This window comes from Pseudophaeobacter arcticus DSM 23566 (assembly GCF_000473205.1).
Lineage (GTDB): Bacteria > Pseudomonadota > Alphaproteobacteria > Rhodobacterales > Rhodobacteraceae > Pseudophaeobacter > Pseudophaeobacter arcticus.
Genome location: NZ_KI421507.1, coordinates 3041557 through 3058887, shown reverse-complemented (window position 1 = coordinate 3058887; position 17331 = coordinate 3041557). Strand labels below are relative to the sequence as shown.

Genomic DNA, 17331 nt, shown 5'->3' with positions numbered 1-17331 from the left:
CAGCAAGGGGCGCCTTTTTGAGCGCGACGCGCAGGGCTGAAGATCATCGCCACTGTCAGCCTTTGCCGAGGGTTCTGTGCCGTGGGGTCAGTACCGAGGGTTCTGCGCCTCAGGCAAAGGCGGCTTCCAAAGCGATTTCGACCATATCACCAAAGCTGCGTTCCCGCTGGTCAGAGGGCAGGGCTTCGCCGGTGCCCAGGTGGTCAGAAACCGTGAGAACAGCCAAGGCGCGGCACTGATAGCGGGCCGCCAGAGTGTACAGCTCAGCCGCCTCCATTTCGACGCCAAGAATGCCGTGGCGCACCATCTGTTCGTTCAGATCGGAGCGTTCGTCATAAAAGGTATCGGAGGAATAAATGCCACCAACATGAGTGCCAATATCGCGCGATTGTGCTGCCTGCACCGCGGCATGCAAAAGTGACCAATCCGCCGAGGGGGCAAAGTTCACTTCCTTAAAAATGCTTTGGGAGGGGGAGGCGAGGGTGGTTGCTGTCATCGCCAAAATAACATCGCGCAATTTGACCTGCGGCTGCATTCCGCCACATGACCCGATACGGATCAGGGTTTTTGCCCCAAAGTCCCGGATCAATTCATTTGCGTAGATCGAAAGGGAGGGCATTCCCATGCCGCTGCCCTGAATTGTAACCCTGTGACCCTTCCAACTGCCGGTATAGCCCAGCATTCCGCGCACTTCGTTTACCAGTTGGGCATCCTGCAGGAAATTCTCTGCTGCCCATTTGGCCCGATAGGGGTCGCCTGGCATGAGAACGGTTTCTGCAATATCACCCTTTTGAGCGCCGATATGAATGGTCATGGTTGTCTCCTGTTCTGGATTCAGATTTCCAGGTCAGAGATATCCATACCAGAGGTGATGGCGGAATGCACCCAATGAGGCTTGCGACCACGGCCACTCCAAGTTTCTTCTGGATTGTGTGGGTTACGGTATTTTGCAGCGGCCTTTTGTTTCTTGCCGGTGCTCTTTGCCTGGCCTGCGATTTCCTCCAGAGAGAAGCCAAACTTGGCAGCGGCCTCTTCGGCGGCCTTAATGGCTTCCTTGCGCTCGCGCTGTTCTGCTTCTTTCAGGGCGTCATCAATGCCGGTCTTTAGTTCCAAAAGCTCTTTACGGGACATTTTTGAAAGGTCAAAGCTCATATTGATACTCCAAGTTGAGATATCGCACACAAATCGTTGCGTTATATGCCTTAATGCCAAACTAAATGGAGATTACCAGTCTAATTTTTAAGTTAGCTGGGTCATTTTGGAAAAAAACGAGTATTTTGGCAATCTATGCGGGGTGTGAAAGTTTAATAATATCCGCCATGATTGTGTTTAATTCAAAATCCTTTGGAGTGTATACGCGGGCGACGCCCATTTTCCCCAATTTCTCTGCATCCTCATCAGGAATGATTCCGCCGACCACAACGGGGATATGGCCTAGGTCAGCCTGGCGCATGCGCTGCATCAATTCTTCGACAAGTGGCAGGTGACTGCCGGAGAGAATGGACAGGCCAACAACATGGGCACCGTCATCCTGCGCCTGTGCAACCAGTTCCTCGGGGGTCATTCGAATGCCGTCATAGGTGATGTCCATGCCGCAGTCCCGGGCACGGAAGGCGATTTGCTCGGCCCCATTTGAATGGCCGTCCAGACCAGGTTTGCCAACCACGAACTTTAACCGGCGCCCCAGCTGATCGGAGACGGCATTGACCGCCTCGCGGAGATCCTCCAGCCCTTCGGTCTTGTTTGACGGCGAGCCGGATACCCCGGTGGGGCCACGATATGTGCCGTGGACTTTGCGCATTTCTTCGGCCCATTCGCCAGTGGTGACGCCAGCTTTGGCGGCATTGATCGAGGGGGGCATGATGTTGCTGCCATCGCGCGCGGCAGCGCGCAGGTCGGCCAGGGCCTTTGCCACGGCGTCGGTGTCGCGCGCGGCGCGCCAGGCGTTGAGGCGTGAGATCTGTTCTTGCTCTACGGCGGGGTCAACCACCATGATGCCGCCGTCTTCGGTCTGCAGCGGTGAGGCTTCACCCTCGGTCCAGCGGTTCACCCCCACCACAATGGTCTCGTTGCGTTCAATGCGGTTCAGGCGCTCGGCGTTGGAGTCCACCAGGCGGGATTTCATATATTCAATCGAGGCAACAGCGCCGCCCATGGATTGCAGGTTGGCCAGTTCGGCCCGGGCGCCTTCCTTCAGGGCCTCGACCTTTTTGTCGACAGCCGGGTTGCCTTCAAACAGGTCTTCATACTCCAGAAGGTCGGTTTCATAGGCCAGGATCTGCTGCATCCGCATCGACCATTGCTGATCCCAGGGGCGGGGCAGGCCCAGGGCTTCGTTCCAGGCCGGCAGCTGCACGGCACGGGCGCGGGCCTTTTTTGAGAGCGTCACAGCCAGCATTTCAATCAGGATGCGGTAGACGTTATTTTCGGGCTGTTGTTCGGTCAGGCCAAGCGAATTCACCTGCACCCCGTAGCGGAAGCGGCGGAATTTGGAATCCTCGACACCGTAGCGGTCGCGGCAGATCTCATCCCAGAGATCAACAAAGGCGCGCATCTTGCACATCTCGGTGACAAAACGGATGCCGGCATTCACAAAGAAAGAGATCCGGCCAACAAGTGCCGGGAAATCCTCGGGCGCGATGCGGGGCTTCAACTCGTCCAGAACCGCCTGTGCAGTGGCAAGGGCAAAGGCCAGCTCCTGCTCGGGGGTCGCGCCGGCCTCCTGCAGGTGGTAGGAGCAGACATTCATCGGGTTCCATTTGGGGACATTGGTGTAGCAGTATTCGGCCACATCCGCGATCATCTTGAGGCTGGGCTTGGGCGGGCAGATATAGGTGCCGCGGCTCAGATATTCTTTGATCAGATCGTTTTGCACTGTGCCTTGCAACTGGCTGACATCCGCGCCTTGCTCTTCTGCGGCGGCAATATAGAGCGACAGCAGCCAGGGCGCGGTGGCATTGATGGTCATCGAGGTGTTCATCTGCTCCAGCGGGATCTGATCAAACAGGCTGCGCATATCACCGAGGTGGCCAATAGGGACGCCAACCTTGCCGACTTCGCCGCGGGCCAGAACATGGTCACTGTCATAGCCGGTCTGGGTGGGCAGATCAAAAGCCACCGAGAGGCCGGTTTGTCCCTTGGCCAGGTTGGAGCGGTACAGTGCATTCGAGGCCTCTGCAGTGGAGTGGCCGGCATAGGTCCGGATCAGCCAGGGACGATCAGTTTTGCGGTCATTCTGCATCTGCGACATGGTGAGCCTCGCGCTGTTTGGTCGGTAATTATATTTCGTCGAGGCGATCTAGACTGCAATTTTCAACCCATGTCAATTCGCTGCGTTGCGGCAATTCGGGCGATGGCACAAAAAAACACGCCTTTGCATGGCAAAGACGTGCTCTTGCAACCCTGCGGCCCAGACCCCGGCAAGCAGATTGCCAGGGGGGGTAAGTTGGGCCATTTTCCAGATTAATTATATGTATAGGTGCCGATCTTGCAGACATTGATCCCGCGCGCCACCAGCACGTCATCATCGTCAAAAATCGCCTTGAAGTCGAATTTGCAGTAGCCGGTACCATCATCAAAATCGATGCGGACGGATTGGCCTGGTCGCAACACGTCGCGCCCAAGGATATCCTCTTCCCAGGAATCAGTCCCCTTGTTGGAGCCGTAGAATTCCATAATTGTGTAATTGGTATCATTTACGATGGTGACCCGACGGTCCAGTGCAGCAGCCGGAAGAGCGATGGTGGAGGCCAGAATTGCAGCCAAAGCAGTTTTGAAGATGGTTCTTCGGTTCATGACAATCATTTCCCTTTGTTTTTGTCTCGAAGCGGGCTCCCACGGGATCCCATCGGGGGGGGAAGCTAACGACAGGCTATCACAAAGTGATTACTTTCTAAGGGGCAGCTTTAAAGATTCGGAAGCTGTGACTTCGCGACCAGTTTCCTTTTCCTGTATCGGATATTTTTGTAGGCTTTGATTATGACGCGAACAGTTGAGCTTCCGCTTTGGCTTTTGGTGCTGATCCTGCTGTTTGCGGCGGTCACTTTTGCCTCGCATTTTTTGTTTCCTTCGGTGCGCTGGTTCTTTCGTCGCCGGTTCGAGCGGGCTGTGGCGCGGTTGAATATGCGGTTGGAACGGCCGATTGAGCCGTTCAAACTGACCCGCCGCTATGACATGATCCAACGCTTGATTTATGATCCCGAGGTGGCGCGGGAGATTGCGCGCCATGCCGCCGCTGAGGGCATCCCAGAAAACGTCGCCTTTGAACAGGCCCGCAGCTATGCCCGGGAGATCGTGCCGAGCTTTTCGGCCTTTGCCTATTTTGGCTTTGCCATTCGGGCTGCGCGCATGCTGTCAAACGCCATCTACCGTGTGCGGCTTGGATATCAGGACGAAGCGGCGCTGCGCCAACTTGATCCAAATGCAACGCTGGTTTTTGTGATGAATCACCGCTCCAATATGGACTACGTACTGGTGACCTATCTGGCAGCGCGGCGCTCGGCGCTGTCTTATGCGGTGGGGGAATGGGCGCGTGTCTGGCCTCTGTCTCGGCTGATCCGCGCCATGGGGGCCTATTTTATCAGGCGTAAATCGCGCAATGATCTCTACCGCAGGGTGCTTTCGGCCTATATGCGGCTGGCCACGCAGGGCGGGGCAACCCAGGCGATGTTCCCCGAGGGAGGGTTGAGCCTGGATGGGGCCCTGGCTGAACCAAAGTTGGGGTTATTGAAATACATCGTTGAAGCGGGCGACGCCTATGCTGAGGATCCGCAGGGGCGCGATGTGATCTTTGTTCCGGTGGCCTTAAACTATGACTGGGTCTTGGAAGATACCATTCTGACATCGGCGGCACGCGCCGGGGAACGCCGCTTCAAGGCCCGAATCGGTGTCGTCATGGCGCGCGTTTTGCGCCAGCTCTGGTTGTGGCTGACAGGCCGCTATCACCGTTTTGGCTATGCCGCTGTAAATTTTGGCCGCCCGCTAAGCCTGCGGGATTTTGCAAAAGACCGCCAAGAGGACGGCGATTTGCAGCAGCAAAACCATGGGGCGGAGGGTCCCACCCGCGAACCTGCCGCCGACCTGACAGTTGATCAGACAGCCCGTCTGACTACGGATCTTGCCGCTGAACTGCTGTCACGGATCGGGGCGGCTGTCCCGGTTCTGCCGGTGCCGCTGGCGGCCTGGCTGTTGCTGCGCCAGGGTGCCATGCGGGTGGAAACTCTGGAGCGTCACATGGTGGCGATGCACCAGCAGATGCCGGCAATTGAGGTGCATCATCACAGCGCCAGCCTGCGCACCGCCGCAGAAGAGGCCCGACGCATTCTGGTTATGCGGGGGCTGGTGCGGCAGCAAGACGGGCTGTTGATGCCGGTGCAGGCCAAACAGGACCTGCTGCGGTACTATGCAAACTCCATTGCGCATCTGCTTCCAGAGGGGCCACTGGGTCTTGAACAGGCGGATGATGCTGCGACTGCATTGGGTGTTTCTGCGACTGCGAGGTCATAAAATTACAAAATGACCCCATCGGGGGTTGCAATGTTACCCTGCTGTTTTTATTTCTCAGGGAGCAGCTGCGATTCTGCATCGCAGCAATGACCTTTGAACGAGGAGGCCACCATGGCTTTGGACACACAAACCGGACCGCTGTCTTACGAGGCTCCTGAAAAAGACCTGTATGAGGTCGGTGAAATGCCACCCATGGGCTATGTTCCCAAGAAAATGTACGCCTGGGCCATCCGCAAAGACCGCCACGGTGAGCCGGATTCTGCAATGTTGCAGGAAGTGGTTGAGGTTCCTGAGCTGGACAGCCACGACGTTTTGGTTTTGGTGATGGCCGCTGGTGTCAACTATAATGGCGTTTGGGCCGCCTTGGGCAAGCCAATCTCGCCGTTTGACGGGCACAAGGCCCCCTATCATGTTGCCGGGTCTGATGCTGCGGGTATCGTTTGGGCCGTGGGTGACAAGGTCAAGCGCTGGAAGATCGGCGATGAAGTTGTCATTCACTGCAACCAGGATGATGGCGACGACGAAGAATGCAACGGCGGCGATCCGATGTATTCCCCCAGCCAGCGGATCTGGGGCTATGAGACACCGGATGGCTCCTTTAGCCAGTTCACCCGGGTGCAAAGCCAGCAGCTGATGCCGCGCCCCAAGCATCTGACCTGGGAGGAAAGCGCCTGCTATACGCTGACGCTGGCCACCGCCTATCGGATGTTGTTTGGGCATGAGCCCCACGATCTGAAGCCGGGCCAGAACGTTCTGGTCTGGGGCGCATCGGGTGGTCTGGGATCCTACGCGATCCAGCTGATCAACACGGCGGGCGCCAATGCAATCGGGGTGATCTCGGACGAGAGCAAACGGGACTTTGTCATGGGGCTGGGCGCCAAGGGCGTGTTGAACCGCAAGGATTTCAACTGCTGGGGCCAGATGCCGACAGTGAACACACCGGAATACGCCGCCTGGTTCAAAGAAGCGCGCAAATTTGGCGCCGCCATCTGGGAGATCACCGGTAAGGGCAACAACGTCGACATGGTGTTTGAACACCCTGGCGAGGCGACCTTCCCGGTTTCGACCTTTGTTTGTAAAAAAGGCGGCATGGTGGTGATCTGTGCGGGCACCTCCGGCTTTAACCTGACCTTCGACGTGCGCTACATGTGGATGCACCAGAAGCGCCTGCAGGGCTCTCACTTTGCCCACCTGAAGCAGGCTGCCGCTGCGAACAAGCTGATGGTTGAACGTCGCCTTGACCCCTGCATGTCGGAAGTCTTCTCTTGGGCGGATCTGCCGGATGCGCATATGAAAATGCTGCGCAACGAGCACAAGCCGGGCAATATGTCGGTTCTGGTTCAGGCGCCAAGAACCGGTCTGCGCACCCTTGAAGATGTGCTTGAAGCGGGCAAATAAGCCGATCCATCTGGGCGCAAAAGCCGATAATTTGACAAGCCGGACGTCGCGCTCCCCTAACCTGGGAGCTGCGGCGGCCGGTTTTTTGTGTGCGCTGAACAGAGATGGCCACCTGGCTGGATGGGGGCTTCGTTCAACCCGGGTGGAATTGCTCTTGGTCATGTGACCTGGCAAACTTAATCTATCGGTATCAAGCTCCTGTGGATTTTCGGCCTTTGGCGCCCAAGAAATGGGCAAATGGTCAACGATTTCGTTGACCTGAGCCGCTTAAGTGCAGAAACAAGGGGCGGGGAATGAGGAGGACTGGTCCCGCGCGGATCTTTTAGCGCGAAAACGGGGACAGATTGCTTCCAAAGAAGAGTGATATCATGGCGCCATGACGACCAAAACTGAACTGGACAAGATACTGACGGCGTTGGATGGCACGCAGACCCTTGAGGGGTTGCAGAGTATCATTGAGAGTATCTGCAAGGTGTTTGCCATTGATCACGCGATGTATCACTGGGTCGATAGCGCTGGGGATCACTACTATTTTGGCACCTATTCAGATGCCTGGACCCAGCAATATCAGAACAAAAACTACACGCGGATCGACCCGGTTGTTTCAGGCTGTTATCAGCGCTTTCATCCGGTGGATTGGCGGCGTCTTAGCTGGTCAAGCAAACCCGCGCGCGAGTTTTTCCAGGATGCGATGGAACATGGCGTTGGCAATCAGGGCTATTCGGTTCCCATTCGCGGCCCCAATGGCCAGTTTGCCTTGTTTTCAGTAAGCCACCACTGCGATGATGCGACCTGGGACAAATTTACCGAACAAAACAGCCGGGATCTGATCCTGATTGGGCATTACTTCAATCGTAAGGCGCTGGAGTTTGAACCCGACCGCGCGCCAGAGCAGGCACAGCCGCTGTCCCCCCGAGAACTGGATGCGCTTACCCTGTTGGGAATCGGATATAGCCGGGCGCAGGTTGCAAAGACCCTGTCGATTTCCGAGCACACTTTGCGGGTATATATTGAAAGCGCCCGCTTTAAGCTGGGTGCGCTGAACACCACCCACGCCATTGCCCGCGCAGTGAGCTGCGGAATGGTGATTATCTAACGCCTGATTTCAAATACTTGCACTTAGCAGCGTTAACTAATTCGCTTTTGAGGCCTCTTGAGCCTTGGGCGGACTCGCTTTGCGGGCGTAGGCTTCCCCTGTATTTCTTGCAAAAGGGGACTAATGAAATGCTACGCTATGTCTATGCACGTGATTTGAATGCCCATGCAGATTTGGCGCATTCGATGTTTGTGGATCGCGCCGATCAATTCCAAACCAGATTGGGTTGGGATGTTCAGGTGGATCACCAGGGCGAGGAACGCGATCAATATGACGCGCTGAACCCTCTCTATGTGATCTGGGAAACACCCGATGGCCGCCATGGTGGCTCGATGCGGTTTTTGCCAACAACCGGGCCGGTGATGGTCAATGATGTGTTTGGGGACCTGACCGGTGGCAATCCGATTTGCAGCCCATTGATCTGGGAATGTACCCGGTTCTGCCTTTCGCGGGATGCAACCGGAAATGTGGCCGGCGCTCTGACGCTTGCCGGTCTGGAGATCATGCGAAACCTCTCGATTCCCCATTTTGCCGGGGTGTTTGACCGTCGCATGGTGCGGATCTACCGCAGTCTTGGCTTTAGTCCAGAGATCATAAAATCCGCAGGTGTGGGCCGTGACAGGATTAGTCTTGGGCTATGGGAATATGACGTTCAGGCCTATCGGAGGGTGGCGCAACGGGCGGGAATTGCGCCGGAGCTGTCCCAGCTGTGGTTTGACCGTTCCTTTGGTGGCACCTCTGCCGAGGCGCCGATGCGCATGACCGGATGAAGAATGCAGACAGGGGGGCCGGTTGCGCTGGCGTCGCCGACCCCACCGGGATAGGGTCGCGCCATGACAGATTTGACCGTAAAATTCTCCGATGATCAGGCCGCTGCCTTTGACAGTGTGTCTGCTTTGCTGCGTCAGGCCGGGGTCGATATGGAGGACGGTCTGCTGCAGCCTCCGATGGGCGAAGCCGGGGTGATGGCGGTGATTGGCAAGGCGGGTTCGGGCAAGACGCTGTTGCTGGCCGAGCTGTATAAGACGCTTGAAAAGGTCGGGGTCGAGGTGGTCTCGGGCGACTATGAAAGCCGCAAAAAGACGGGTCGCCGTTCGCTGGCGATCCTGGCGCCAACCAACAAGGCGGCCAGCGTTTTGCGGCTGCGGGGGGTGCCGGCCACCACTATCCATCGCATCCTTTACACGCCGGTTTATGACCCGGAATATGAACGGATTGCCGAATGGCTCACCGGGAATGGGGATCTGCCCGAGATCGAAGGGCTGACCGAAGAGGCTTTGGCGCGGGCTGCGGCTTTTTATCAGAAAAACAAATCCATTCCCGGCGCGCTTGCCGTTGCGGGGCTGCGGGGGTCCGATTTTATCACCGGTTGGAAACGGCGCGATGATCCGCTGGATATCGGCTTTGTCGATGAGGCCTCGATGCTGGATGACCGCCAGTTTGAGGATCTGAAAGAGATTTTTCCCAACCTGGTGTTGTTTGGAGATCCGGCGCAGTTGGCGCCGGTCAACCAATCTGGGTCGATGGTGTTTGAAACCCTGCCAGAGCCGCGCCAGTTGGTGCTGCATCGGGTCCACCGCCAGGAGGCGGATAACCCAATTTTGGATCTGGCCCATGCCCTGGCGGATCCGGCGCTGGGGTTTGACGATTTTGAACGGATGATCGAAGAGACCGCAAAGCGCGATGAGCGCGTGGTCTGGGGGCAGCGGGTCGAGGTCGATCTGATGGCGCGCAGCCCGGTGCTGGTTTGGCGCAATGCCACACGCATCCGGCTGATCAATGCCTTTCGCATGGTGCATGGCGCGCCAGAGGATGCCCTGGCCGAAGGGGAGCCTTTGATCTGTGACGGCATCGAGCTGCCGATGAAGCACCGCAAGAAACGCCTGGACCTGGAGGCGCGGGGGCTGATCAAGGGGGCGCAGGTGATCTATCTGGGGCCGGGGCGCAAGCCGGGGTTTTCACGTCTGCATGTGATGGGGGCCGAAGACCCGCAGGTCTCGGCGGCCTCCATTGTGAAGATCGAAAAACCGGATGAGGAAGAGCCGTTTATTCCCTATGCCGCCCGTATGGGGGCGACCTTTTTGCATGGCGCGGCGGTGACCATCCACAAGGCGCAGGGCTCGCAGTGGGATACCACCCAGGTCTTTGCGCCTGATATCTATGCCGCCGCCCGGATGGGGCGGGTGGAGGCCGGGCAGCCACTGTGGAAACGTCTGGCCTATGTGGCCATCACCCGGGCGCAGGAGCGCCTGATCTGGGTGGTGCGCAACCGGCTTTCCAAACCAACCGGACCGCTGCGGGTGGATGATCTGAAGGCCGCCCCGGCGGCGGCTCTGACGTTGGAAATGCAAGAGGAGGCACCGCTGTTATGAACAGTTTTGAAAGCGCAAAAACCATTCTGATCACCGGCGCGAGCTCTGGTATCGGCCGGGCCGTGGCGGAGCTTTGCCTGGCCAGGGGCTGGCAGGTTGGTCTTTTGGCGCGGCGCCAGGAGGTGCTGGAAGAGATCGCCATGGGGCATGTGAATGCCACGGTTCTGCCGGCGGATGTCACCGATGCCACCGCAGTGGATCATGCGGTCAATCGTTTTGTCATGGCCACTGGCCGGTTGGATGTCTTGTTCAACAATGCCGGGATCTTTACCCCCGGTGGCACCATCGACGAAATTGCCCTGGAGGATTGGTATGCCTCGGTGAATGTGAACCTCAATGGCATGTTTCTTGCCGCACGGGCGAGCTTTCGCCAGATGCGTCGCCAGACACCGCAGGGCGGGCGCATCATCAACAATGGGTCTATCGCCGCCCATGTGCCACGGCCGGGATCGACGCCCTATTCGGCGACCAAATCAGCCATTACCGGCCTCACCCGCAGCCTGTCTCTGGATGGGCGCGCCTTTGATATCTCCTGTGGCCAGATTGATATCGGCAATGCCCGCACACCGATGGTTGAAGATCTGAGTGCCCGCCAGGCCGAGGCGGCCCCCGAGGCGGCGCCGATGCCGAGTTTTGCGGTGGAAGATGCGGCGAAATCGGTGCTGCATATGGCGGAATTGCCGCCAGAGGCCAATGTTCAGTTCATGACGGTGATGGCAACCAAGATGCCCTATATCGGCCGCGGCTGATCTGTTTGAGGTGCCAAGGCCAGATCTGCGCAGGGCAGATCTTCATACCGGGGCTCCCGCCCGGATGTGATGCGCTTGCGCGCCTCAAATCCCGTTGGGCCCGGCGCCGCGCTGACGCGCGGCGCAACAGGAAAAACTGCTGAGAGGCTCTGATCTGGCAATATGCCCGATCAGAGCCTGTTCCAGGGTATTCTGTTTGACCTGACCTCAAGGGTGAACCGCGCTGGCGCGCGGCCGCCAAGCGGCCCTTGACCTCAGGTCAAACCAAGCGAAAAGACCTCAGGTCAAACTGGGAAGGTGGAAAGACCTCAGCTCAAACAGGGGGTTAGCTCAGGGGCTTAGCTGTTGCGCAGCAGGCGGAAGGCGGCTGAAGCACCCCAGCCAGCGGCGACAGCAATGGCCAGAGACATCAGCCCATAGAGGAAGGGGCGTTCGCGTGACAAACTGTAGAGAAACCTCTCAAGACCAACCTTGCGGACGTCGATTTCGGTTTCAAAACTGGAGACAACACTGCCTGCGCGGGTGAGGAAAATTCGGGCGGTGTAGTGGCCTTCGGTCAAATCCGATGGCATATCAATTGCACTGCGAAACAGGGTTTGCTGGTCTACGGCCACGGTGTTTTCGCGCAGGGAATACAGGCCTTTGTCCTCGCGAATGCGGACAACCGCATCGGCAAAGTCCTGGGCATGGGCGATATTCATCGCGGCCCCAACCGAGCGGATGGCGCGGGCGATGGACACCCGGTAGCGCAGATCCTCGGTGTCCGAGATCGCCTCGGAGAAGGGCGCGCTGGTGGCAATGGCATAAAAACTGGGGGCAGAGTCAACGATGACGCTATCGGTATTGACCCAGATGCCCATGCGTTTTGCCTTGCGGCGCACGGTCACGGATGAATCGGGCCCCGAGACCGCAACGATGACCTCGAGGGGCGGGCCCTCTGGGATCGGGGTCTCGCGTTTCACGGCGCCAAAGATCAAAATCTCCGAGCCGTCAAAATCTGCGGTAATGGCAACGCGATCCTGGCTGAGGCCAAGCACGACCTCTTCCTCACCGGTCTGACCGGAAGAGGGCAGGCAGGTAAATGTGGACAGAGCCAGGGAGGCGGCGAGGAGCGCGGAGCGGACCATGGTCAATGCCCTCCTGCAGCGCCAAGGGAATAGAGTTCAGCGGGCATGATCAGAAGGTCAAGACCCAGTTTAGTGCAGACCAGCATAACCGTCAGAGCCAGCAAAATGCGCAGTTGCTCCGCCTTGAGATAGACCCCGACGCGGGTGCCGATCTGAGCGCCAATGACGCCGCCAAACAGGAGAAAAACCGCCAGGACGATATCCACGGTGTGGTTGGTGGTGGCATGCAGCATGGTGGTAAAGGCTGTGACCAGGATGATTTGAAACAGCGAGGTGCCAACAACCACCTTGGTCGGCATGCCGAGGATGTAGATCATTGCCGGCACCATGATAAAGCCGCCGCCGACCCCCATGATCGCGGCCAGGATACCCACCGCAACCCCCACCATGAGGGGGGGAATCACCGAGATATACAGGCCAGAGGTGCGAAAGCGCATTTTGAACGGCAGAGCATGGATCCAACCACGCTGCCGCCGGGGAGAGGCGCCTGCGCGTTTGGATTTGAAGATGGCATTGACGCTCTCGATGAACATCAAGGTGCCAACAATGCCCAGGAAGACAACATAAAAAAGGGTCACCAGCAAATCGACCTGACCGAGGCTTTTGAGGTAGTTGAACACAACCACGCCCAATCCAGCGCCGATGAGCCCGCCAGCCTGCAAGACCAGCCCCATTTTGATATCGACCGTGCGCCTTCGGAAATGTGCCAGGACGCCCGAAAACGAGGAGGCCACGAGCTGCGGGGCTCCGGTGGCGACCGCGACAACAGGCGGAATGCCTATAAAGAACAATAAGGGGGTCATCAGGAAGCCACCACCGACCCCGAACATGCCGGACATGATGCCGACAAGGCCACCGAGGCCCAGAAGCAGGAAGACGTCGACCGATACCTCGGCGATGGGAAGGTAAACTTGCATAAATAAGTTAGACCGCAGCCATGCAAGAAAAGCAACTAACGATGCCGCTCTGCAGCACGCAGGACTGATCGTGAAAGTGAAACTGGACCTATCCGTGACACGGGGATCACAGGGGGCATTGGCCAAAGAAAAAGACCCGCTCAGATGTCAGCTGTGCGGGCCTCTATTTGTTTCTGGCAGGGGGGGGTTAACGCTCTTTCACGTAGGGCTCACCACCTGCGCGAGGGGGCACGGCCTTGCCGACAAAGCCCGCAAGAATCACCACGGTCAGGATATAGGGCAGGGCGTCCATCACCTGCACCGGCACCACGACAGGGCCAAGTTCGATGTTCTGGAACCGCAGGGCGATGGCCTGTAGCAGGCCAAAGAGCAGGCAGGCCCCCATGGCTTGCCAGGGGCGCCATTTGGCAAAGATCAGGGCGGCAAGCGCGATAAAGCCCCGCCCGGCGGTCATGTCTTTCACAAAACCGGCCTGGAGCGCGGTGGCCAGATAGGCGCCGGCGATGCCACAGAGCAGCCCGCAGATGGCAACGGCCGCAAAGCGCAGACCGACAACCGAAACGCCAGCCGTGTCCACTGCTGCCGGGTTTTCCCCCACCGCCCGCAGGCGCAGGCCAAACCGGGTGCGATACAGGATCCACCAGGTTGCTGGCACCGCCAGAAAGGCGAGATAGACCAGAATGGAATGGCCCGAGATCAGCTCGGAATAGACCTGCTGCACCGGGTTGGCTTCCTGCATCAGCTGGGACACCGGCCTGCCGGTTGCCACTGCATCCTTAGGGCCGATGGCAAAGGGCCATTCCAGACCTTCAAAACGACCGCTACTCAGCAATGAGGGGGTGCGCCCCCCCTGTTTGAACCAGTCCTGCGCGATAAGTACCGTCAGCCCGGCCGCCAGAAAGTTGATGGCCACGCCCGAGATCAGCTGGTTGCCACGGAAGGTGATCGAGGCCAGCCCGTGCAGACCAGAAAGCAGCAACGAGGAGGCAATGCCCGCCAGCAGGCCCAGCCAGACATTGCCGGTCATCGCGGCAATAGCAGCCGAGAAAAAGGCTGCCATCAGCATCTTGCCCTCAAGGCCGATGTCAAAAATACCGGCGCGTTCCGAATAAAGCCCGGCCAGACAGGCGAGCAGCAGCGGTGTGGCCAGACGTACGGTGCTGTCCAGCACCTGGATCAGAGTGAGAAAATCCATCAGCTTGCCTCCTTGCGGAAGGCGAGGAAGATCTTTTCAAGCGGGATCCGCACCATATTGTCCAGCGCCCCGGTAAAGAGGATCACCAGGGCCTGGATGACCACGATCAGCTCGCGCGGGATCTTGGTCCAAAGCGCCAGCTCGGCGCCACCCTGATAGAGAAAGCCAAAGAGGATCGCGGCCAGAAACACGCCAAAGGGATGGTTGCGGCCCATCAGGGCCACGGCGATACCGATGAAGCCGGCGCCTTCGGTGGCGTTCAGCACCAGGCGCTCTGCCTCGCCCATGACGTTGTTGGTCGCCATCATGCCCGCCAGGGCGCCAGAGATCATCATGGCGATAATGGTGATTTTGACCGGCGAGATGCCGGCATAGCGGGCACCGGCTTCGGATTTGCCAAAGGCGCGGATCTCAAATCCCAGCGAGGTCCGCCAGATCAGCAGCCAGACGGCGAGGCAGGCAAAAACTGCCACCAGCAGGCTGACATTGGCGGGGGCGGATTTGGAAAAGGCGATGCCAAGCGGCGCCAGGAGCTCATGCAGCGTGGGCAGATGTAGGGTCTCGCTGAACCGGGCCGAGGCGGGATCCATTGACCCGGCAGGTTTCAATACATTGACCAGAAGATAGTTCAGCACCGCTGCGGCGATAAAGTTGAACATGATGGTGGTGATAACGATATGGCTGCCGCGTTTGGCCTGGAGATAGGCCGGAATGGCGGCCCAGGCCGCCCCAAAAAGACCGGCACCAAGGCAGGCAAAAAGCAGCGCCAGCGTCCAATGCGGCCAGGGGATGAACAGGCAGATCACGGCAACCCCCAGGCCACCCAGCATCGCCTGACCTTCGCCGCCGATGTTGAACAGACCGGCATGGGCGGCAACTGCCACGGCCAGACCCGTGAACATGAAATTGGTGGCGTAATACAGCGTGTAGCCCCAGCCGTAGCTCGAACCGAGCGCCCCGTCGACCATTAGCTTGACCGCCGCAACCGGGTCTTCGCCAATGGCAAGGATCACCAGCGCCGAGAGGCCAGCAGCAAGCGCCAGACTGATCAGGGGGATCAGCACGACATCGGCCCATTTTGGCATTTTTTCCATCTACGCGGCCTCCCCCGCGACGCCGGCCATCATCAGGCCTAGCTCTTTTTCATCTGTTTCCGCCACGATGCGCTCGCCCATGACCATACCGTCAAACATCACCGCCACGCGATCCGCGAGCGACAGGATCTCTTCCAGCTCGACCGAGACCAGCAGGATCGCCTTGCCCTGGTCGCGCAGATCGACAATTTGTTTATGGATGAACTCAATGGCGCCGATATCAACGCCACGGGTGGGCTGGCCGATCAGCAGCAACTCGGGGTTGCGCTCGATCTCGCGGGCGACCACAATTTTCTGCTGGTTGCCGCCTGAGAAGTTCTTGGCGGCCAGCCAGGGATCCGGTGGGCGGACATCGAATTTTTGCATCTTGGCTTCGGTATCGGCCCGGATCGCGGCGTTGTCCATCAACGGGCCGCGCTGGTACTCGGGCGCGTGATGGTAGCCAAAGGCGGTGTTTTCCCAGGCATGGAAATCCATGATCAGCCCTTCGCGCTGGCGGTCTTCGGGCACATGGGCCACATGGGACGCACGCCGGGCACGGGCATCGGAACCGGCGCCGTGCAACGGCAGCTCAGCGCCATTGAGGCGGATTGAGCCCTCGCCGCTGCGCATGCCGCCCAGCACTTCCAGAAGCTCAGACTGGCCATTGCCCGCCACCCCGGCAATGCCGAGGATCTCTCCGGCGTGGACGGTCAGGTCAATGCCTTTGACGCGCTCGACCCCGGCACTGTCAACGATACGCAATTTTTCGATTTCCAGGACGGGCTTGCCAGGTTTGGCAGGCAGCTTATCAACCCGTAGCAGGACCTTACGCCCCACCATCAGCTCAGCCAGATGTTCGGGGCTGGTTTCTGAGGTTTTGACTGTAGCGGTCATCTGCCCCCGGCGCATAACCGAGACCGTATCGGTGGCCTCCATGATCTCGCGCAGCTTGTGGGTGATCAGGATGATGGTCTTGCCTTCGGCGCGCAGCCGACCGAGGATGCGAAACAACTGGTCGGCCTCCGGCGGAGTCAGCACCCCGGTGGGCTCATCCAGGATCAGGATATCGGCCTGCCGGTAGAGCGCCTTGAGGATCTCCACCCGCTGCTGCATGCCAACGCCGATCTCATCAATGCGTTTGTCCGGGTCGACGTTCAGCTCATATTCCGCGGCCAGTTCCTTGAGGATCTTACGCGCCTTGGTGAGCGAGGGCATCAGCAGGCCACCTTCTTCGGCGCCCAGCACGATGTTTTCCAGCACGGTGAAATTCTCCACCAGTTTGAAATGCTGAAATACCATGCCGATACCGGCCGCAATAGCGGCCTGGCTGTCGGGGATCTCGGTCTGTTTGCCGTTGATCCAGATCTCGCCCCTGTCGGCCTTGTAGAACCCGTAAAGGATGCTCATCAGGGTGGATTTTCCAGCGCCGTTTTCACCAATGATGCCATGGATGGTACCGGGGGCGACGCTGATCGAGATGTCTTTGTTTGCTTGAACCGGGCCAAAGGATTTTGAAATGCCTTTGAGTTCAATGGCGGGGGCGGTCAATCGGGCTCTCCCATGCCTGAAAATCCAATCACACGCAGCAGCCTGTGCTCTGCCAGATCCGCAAAATACTGGCCGCGCATCATGCGTTGCCCGTCTTTGACAAAATCGACAGTGGCACGCAGATGGCCGTGATGTTCGCTGACCGCGACCACTTTGGCTGTGGCACCGGGCATCATCGCCGAAAACTGGGCAATGTAGTCCAGATAGGCATCACGACCCTGGATCGGGTCTGGAGCGTTTGGATCGGAGTAGTAAAAATTTGGCCCGATGGCTGCATCGGTTTTGGCAGCACGCTCCTCGGGCGATGGGGCACCCCAGGCCGAAAACAAGGTATGAATGCACATTGTC

General features: G+C 58.6%; 16 protein-coding genes. 6 read left to right on the top strand and 10 right to left on the bottom strand.

Going from position 1 to position 17331, the window contains the following annotated elements:
- Positions 1-109: 109 nt before the first annotated feature.
- The 4 genes from deoD to ARCT_RS0118980 all read right to left on the bottom strand — a co-directional run bounded on the left by deoD (position 110) and on the right by ARCT_RS0118980 (position 3795).
- On the bottom strand, positions 110-814 hold the full coding sequence (gene deoD, locus ARCT_RS0118995) for a purine-nucleoside phosphorylase (protein WP_027241494.1): 705 nt from the start codon (positions 812-814) through the stop codon (positions 110-112).
- A 20-nt stretch (positions 815-834) separates the two neighbouring features.
- The gene (locus ARCT_RS0118990; RefSeq protein ID WP_027241493.1) at positions 835-1152 is read right to left on the bottom strand and encodes an H-NS histone family protein; all 318 of its coding nucleotides are present in this window, start codon (positions 1150-1152) and stop codon (positions 835-837) included.
- A 133-nt stretch (positions 1153-1285) separates the two neighbouring features.
- The gene (locus tag ARCT_RS0118985) at positions 1286-3250 is read right to left on the bottom strand and encodes a protein meaA (RefSeq protein WP_027241492.1); all 1965 of its coding nucleotides are present in this window, start codon (positions 3248-3250) and stop codon (positions 1286-1288) included.
- Between the two features lie 212 nt (positions 3251-3462).
- Positions 3463-3795 carry a hypothetical protein gene (locus tag ARCT_RS0118980; protein WP_240476343.1) on the bottom strand — a complete coding sequence of 111 codons (333 nt, stop codon included), beginning with the start codon at positions 3793-3795 and terminating at the stop codon, positions 3463-3465.
- Between the two features lie 183 nt (positions 3796-3978).
- Here ARCT_RS0118980 and ARCT_RS0118975 point away from each other — a divergent pair, with 183 nt between their 5' ends.
- The 6 genes from ARCT_RS0118975 to ARCT_RS0118950 all read left to right on the top strand — a co-directional run bounded on the left by ARCT_RS0118975 (position 3979) and on the right by ARCT_RS0118950 (position 11120).
- On the top strand, positions 3979-5505 hold the full coding sequence (locus ARCT_RS0118975; RefSeq protein ID WP_027241490.1) for a 1-acyl-sn-glycerol-3-phosphate acyltransferase: 1527 nt from the start codon (positions 3979-3981) through the stop codon (positions 5503-5505).
- 111 nt (positions 5506-5616) lie between these two features.
- Entirely contained in the window at positions 5617-6903 is a 1287-nt protein-coding gene (gene ccrA / locus ARCT_RS0118970; RefSeq protein ID WP_027241489.1) for a crotonyl-CoA carboxylase/reductase, read from the top strand.
- A 376-nt stretch (positions 6904-7279) separates the two neighbouring features.
- Complete coding sequence (locus ARCT_RS0118965; RefSeq protein WP_027241488.1) at positions 7280-7999, top strand: helix-turn-helix transcriptional regulator; 720 nt, start codon at positions 7280-7282, stop codon at positions 7997-7999.
- Positions 8000-8127: 128 nt separating this feature from the next.
- Positions 8128-8769 (top strand): acyl-homoserine-lactone synthase, encoded by a 642-nt coding sequence (locus tag ARCT_RS0118960; RefSeq protein WP_027241487.1) that lies wholly within the window; start codon positions 8128-8130, stop codon positions 8767-8769.
- A gap of 63 nt (positions 8770-8832) precedes the next feature.
- Positions 8833-10371 (top strand): ATP-dependent DNA helicase, encoded by a 1539-nt coding sequence (locus ARCT_RS0118955; RefSeq protein ID WP_027241486.1) that lies wholly within the window; start codon positions 8833-8835, stop codon positions 10369-10371.
- The gene (locus ARCT_RS0118950) at positions 10368-11120 is read left to right on the top strand and encodes an SDR family oxidoreductase (protein ID WP_027241485.1); all 753 of its coding nucleotides are present in this window, start codon (positions 10368-10370) and stop codon (positions 11118-11120) included. The genes ARCT_RS0118955 and ARCT_RS0118950 overlap by 4 nt, the downstream gene beginning before the upstream one ends.
- A 338-nt stretch (positions 11121-11458) precedes the next feature.
- Here ARCT_RS0118950 and ARCT_RS0118940 read toward each other — a convergent pair whose 3' ends face one another.
- The 6 genes from ARCT_RS0118940 to ARCT_RS0118915 all read right to left on the bottom strand — a co-directional run bounded on the left by ARCT_RS0118940 (position 11459) and on the right by ARCT_RS0118915 (position 17327).
- Entirely contained in the window at positions 11459-12247 is a 789-nt protein-coding gene (locus ARCT_RS0118940) for a TIGR02186 family protein (RefSeq protein WP_027241484.1), read from the bottom strand.
- A gap of 2 nt (positions 12248-12249) precedes the next feature.
- On the bottom strand, positions 12250-13164 hold the full coding sequence (locus ARCT_RS0118935; RefSeq protein ID WP_027241483.1) for a sulfite exporter TauE/SafE family protein: 915 nt from the start codon (positions 13162-13164) through the stop codon (positions 12250-12252).
- Positions 13165-13351: 187 nt separating this feature from the next.
- The gene (locus ARCT_RS0118930) at positions 13352-14359 is read right to left on the bottom strand and encodes an ABC transporter permease (RefSeq protein ID WP_027241482.1); all 1008 of its coding nucleotides are present in this window, start codon (positions 14357-14359) and stop codon (positions 13352-13354) included.
- On the bottom strand, positions 14359-15453 hold the full coding sequence (locus ARCT_RS0118925) for an ABC transporter permease (protein ID WP_027241481.1): 1095 nt from the start codon (positions 15451-15453) through the stop codon (positions 14359-14361). Before ARCT_RS0118925 ends, ARCT_RS0118930 begins: the two co-directional genes overlap by 1 nt.
- Positions 15454-16983: an ABC transporter ATP-binding protein gene (locus ARCT_RS0118920; RefSeq protein WP_027241480.1), complete on the bottom strand. Its 1530-nt coding sequence runs from the start codon at positions 16981-16983 to the stop codon at positions 15454-15456.
- On the bottom strand, positions 16980-17327 hold the full coding sequence (locus ARCT_RS0118915; RefSeq protein ID WP_240476342.1) for a nuclear transport factor 2 family protein: 348 nt from the start codon (positions 17325-17327) through the stop codon (positions 16980-16982). The genes ARCT_RS0118920 and ARCT_RS0118915 overlap by 4 nt, the downstream gene beginning before the upstream one ends.
- Between the last annotated feature and the right edge of the window lie 4 nt (positions 17328-17331).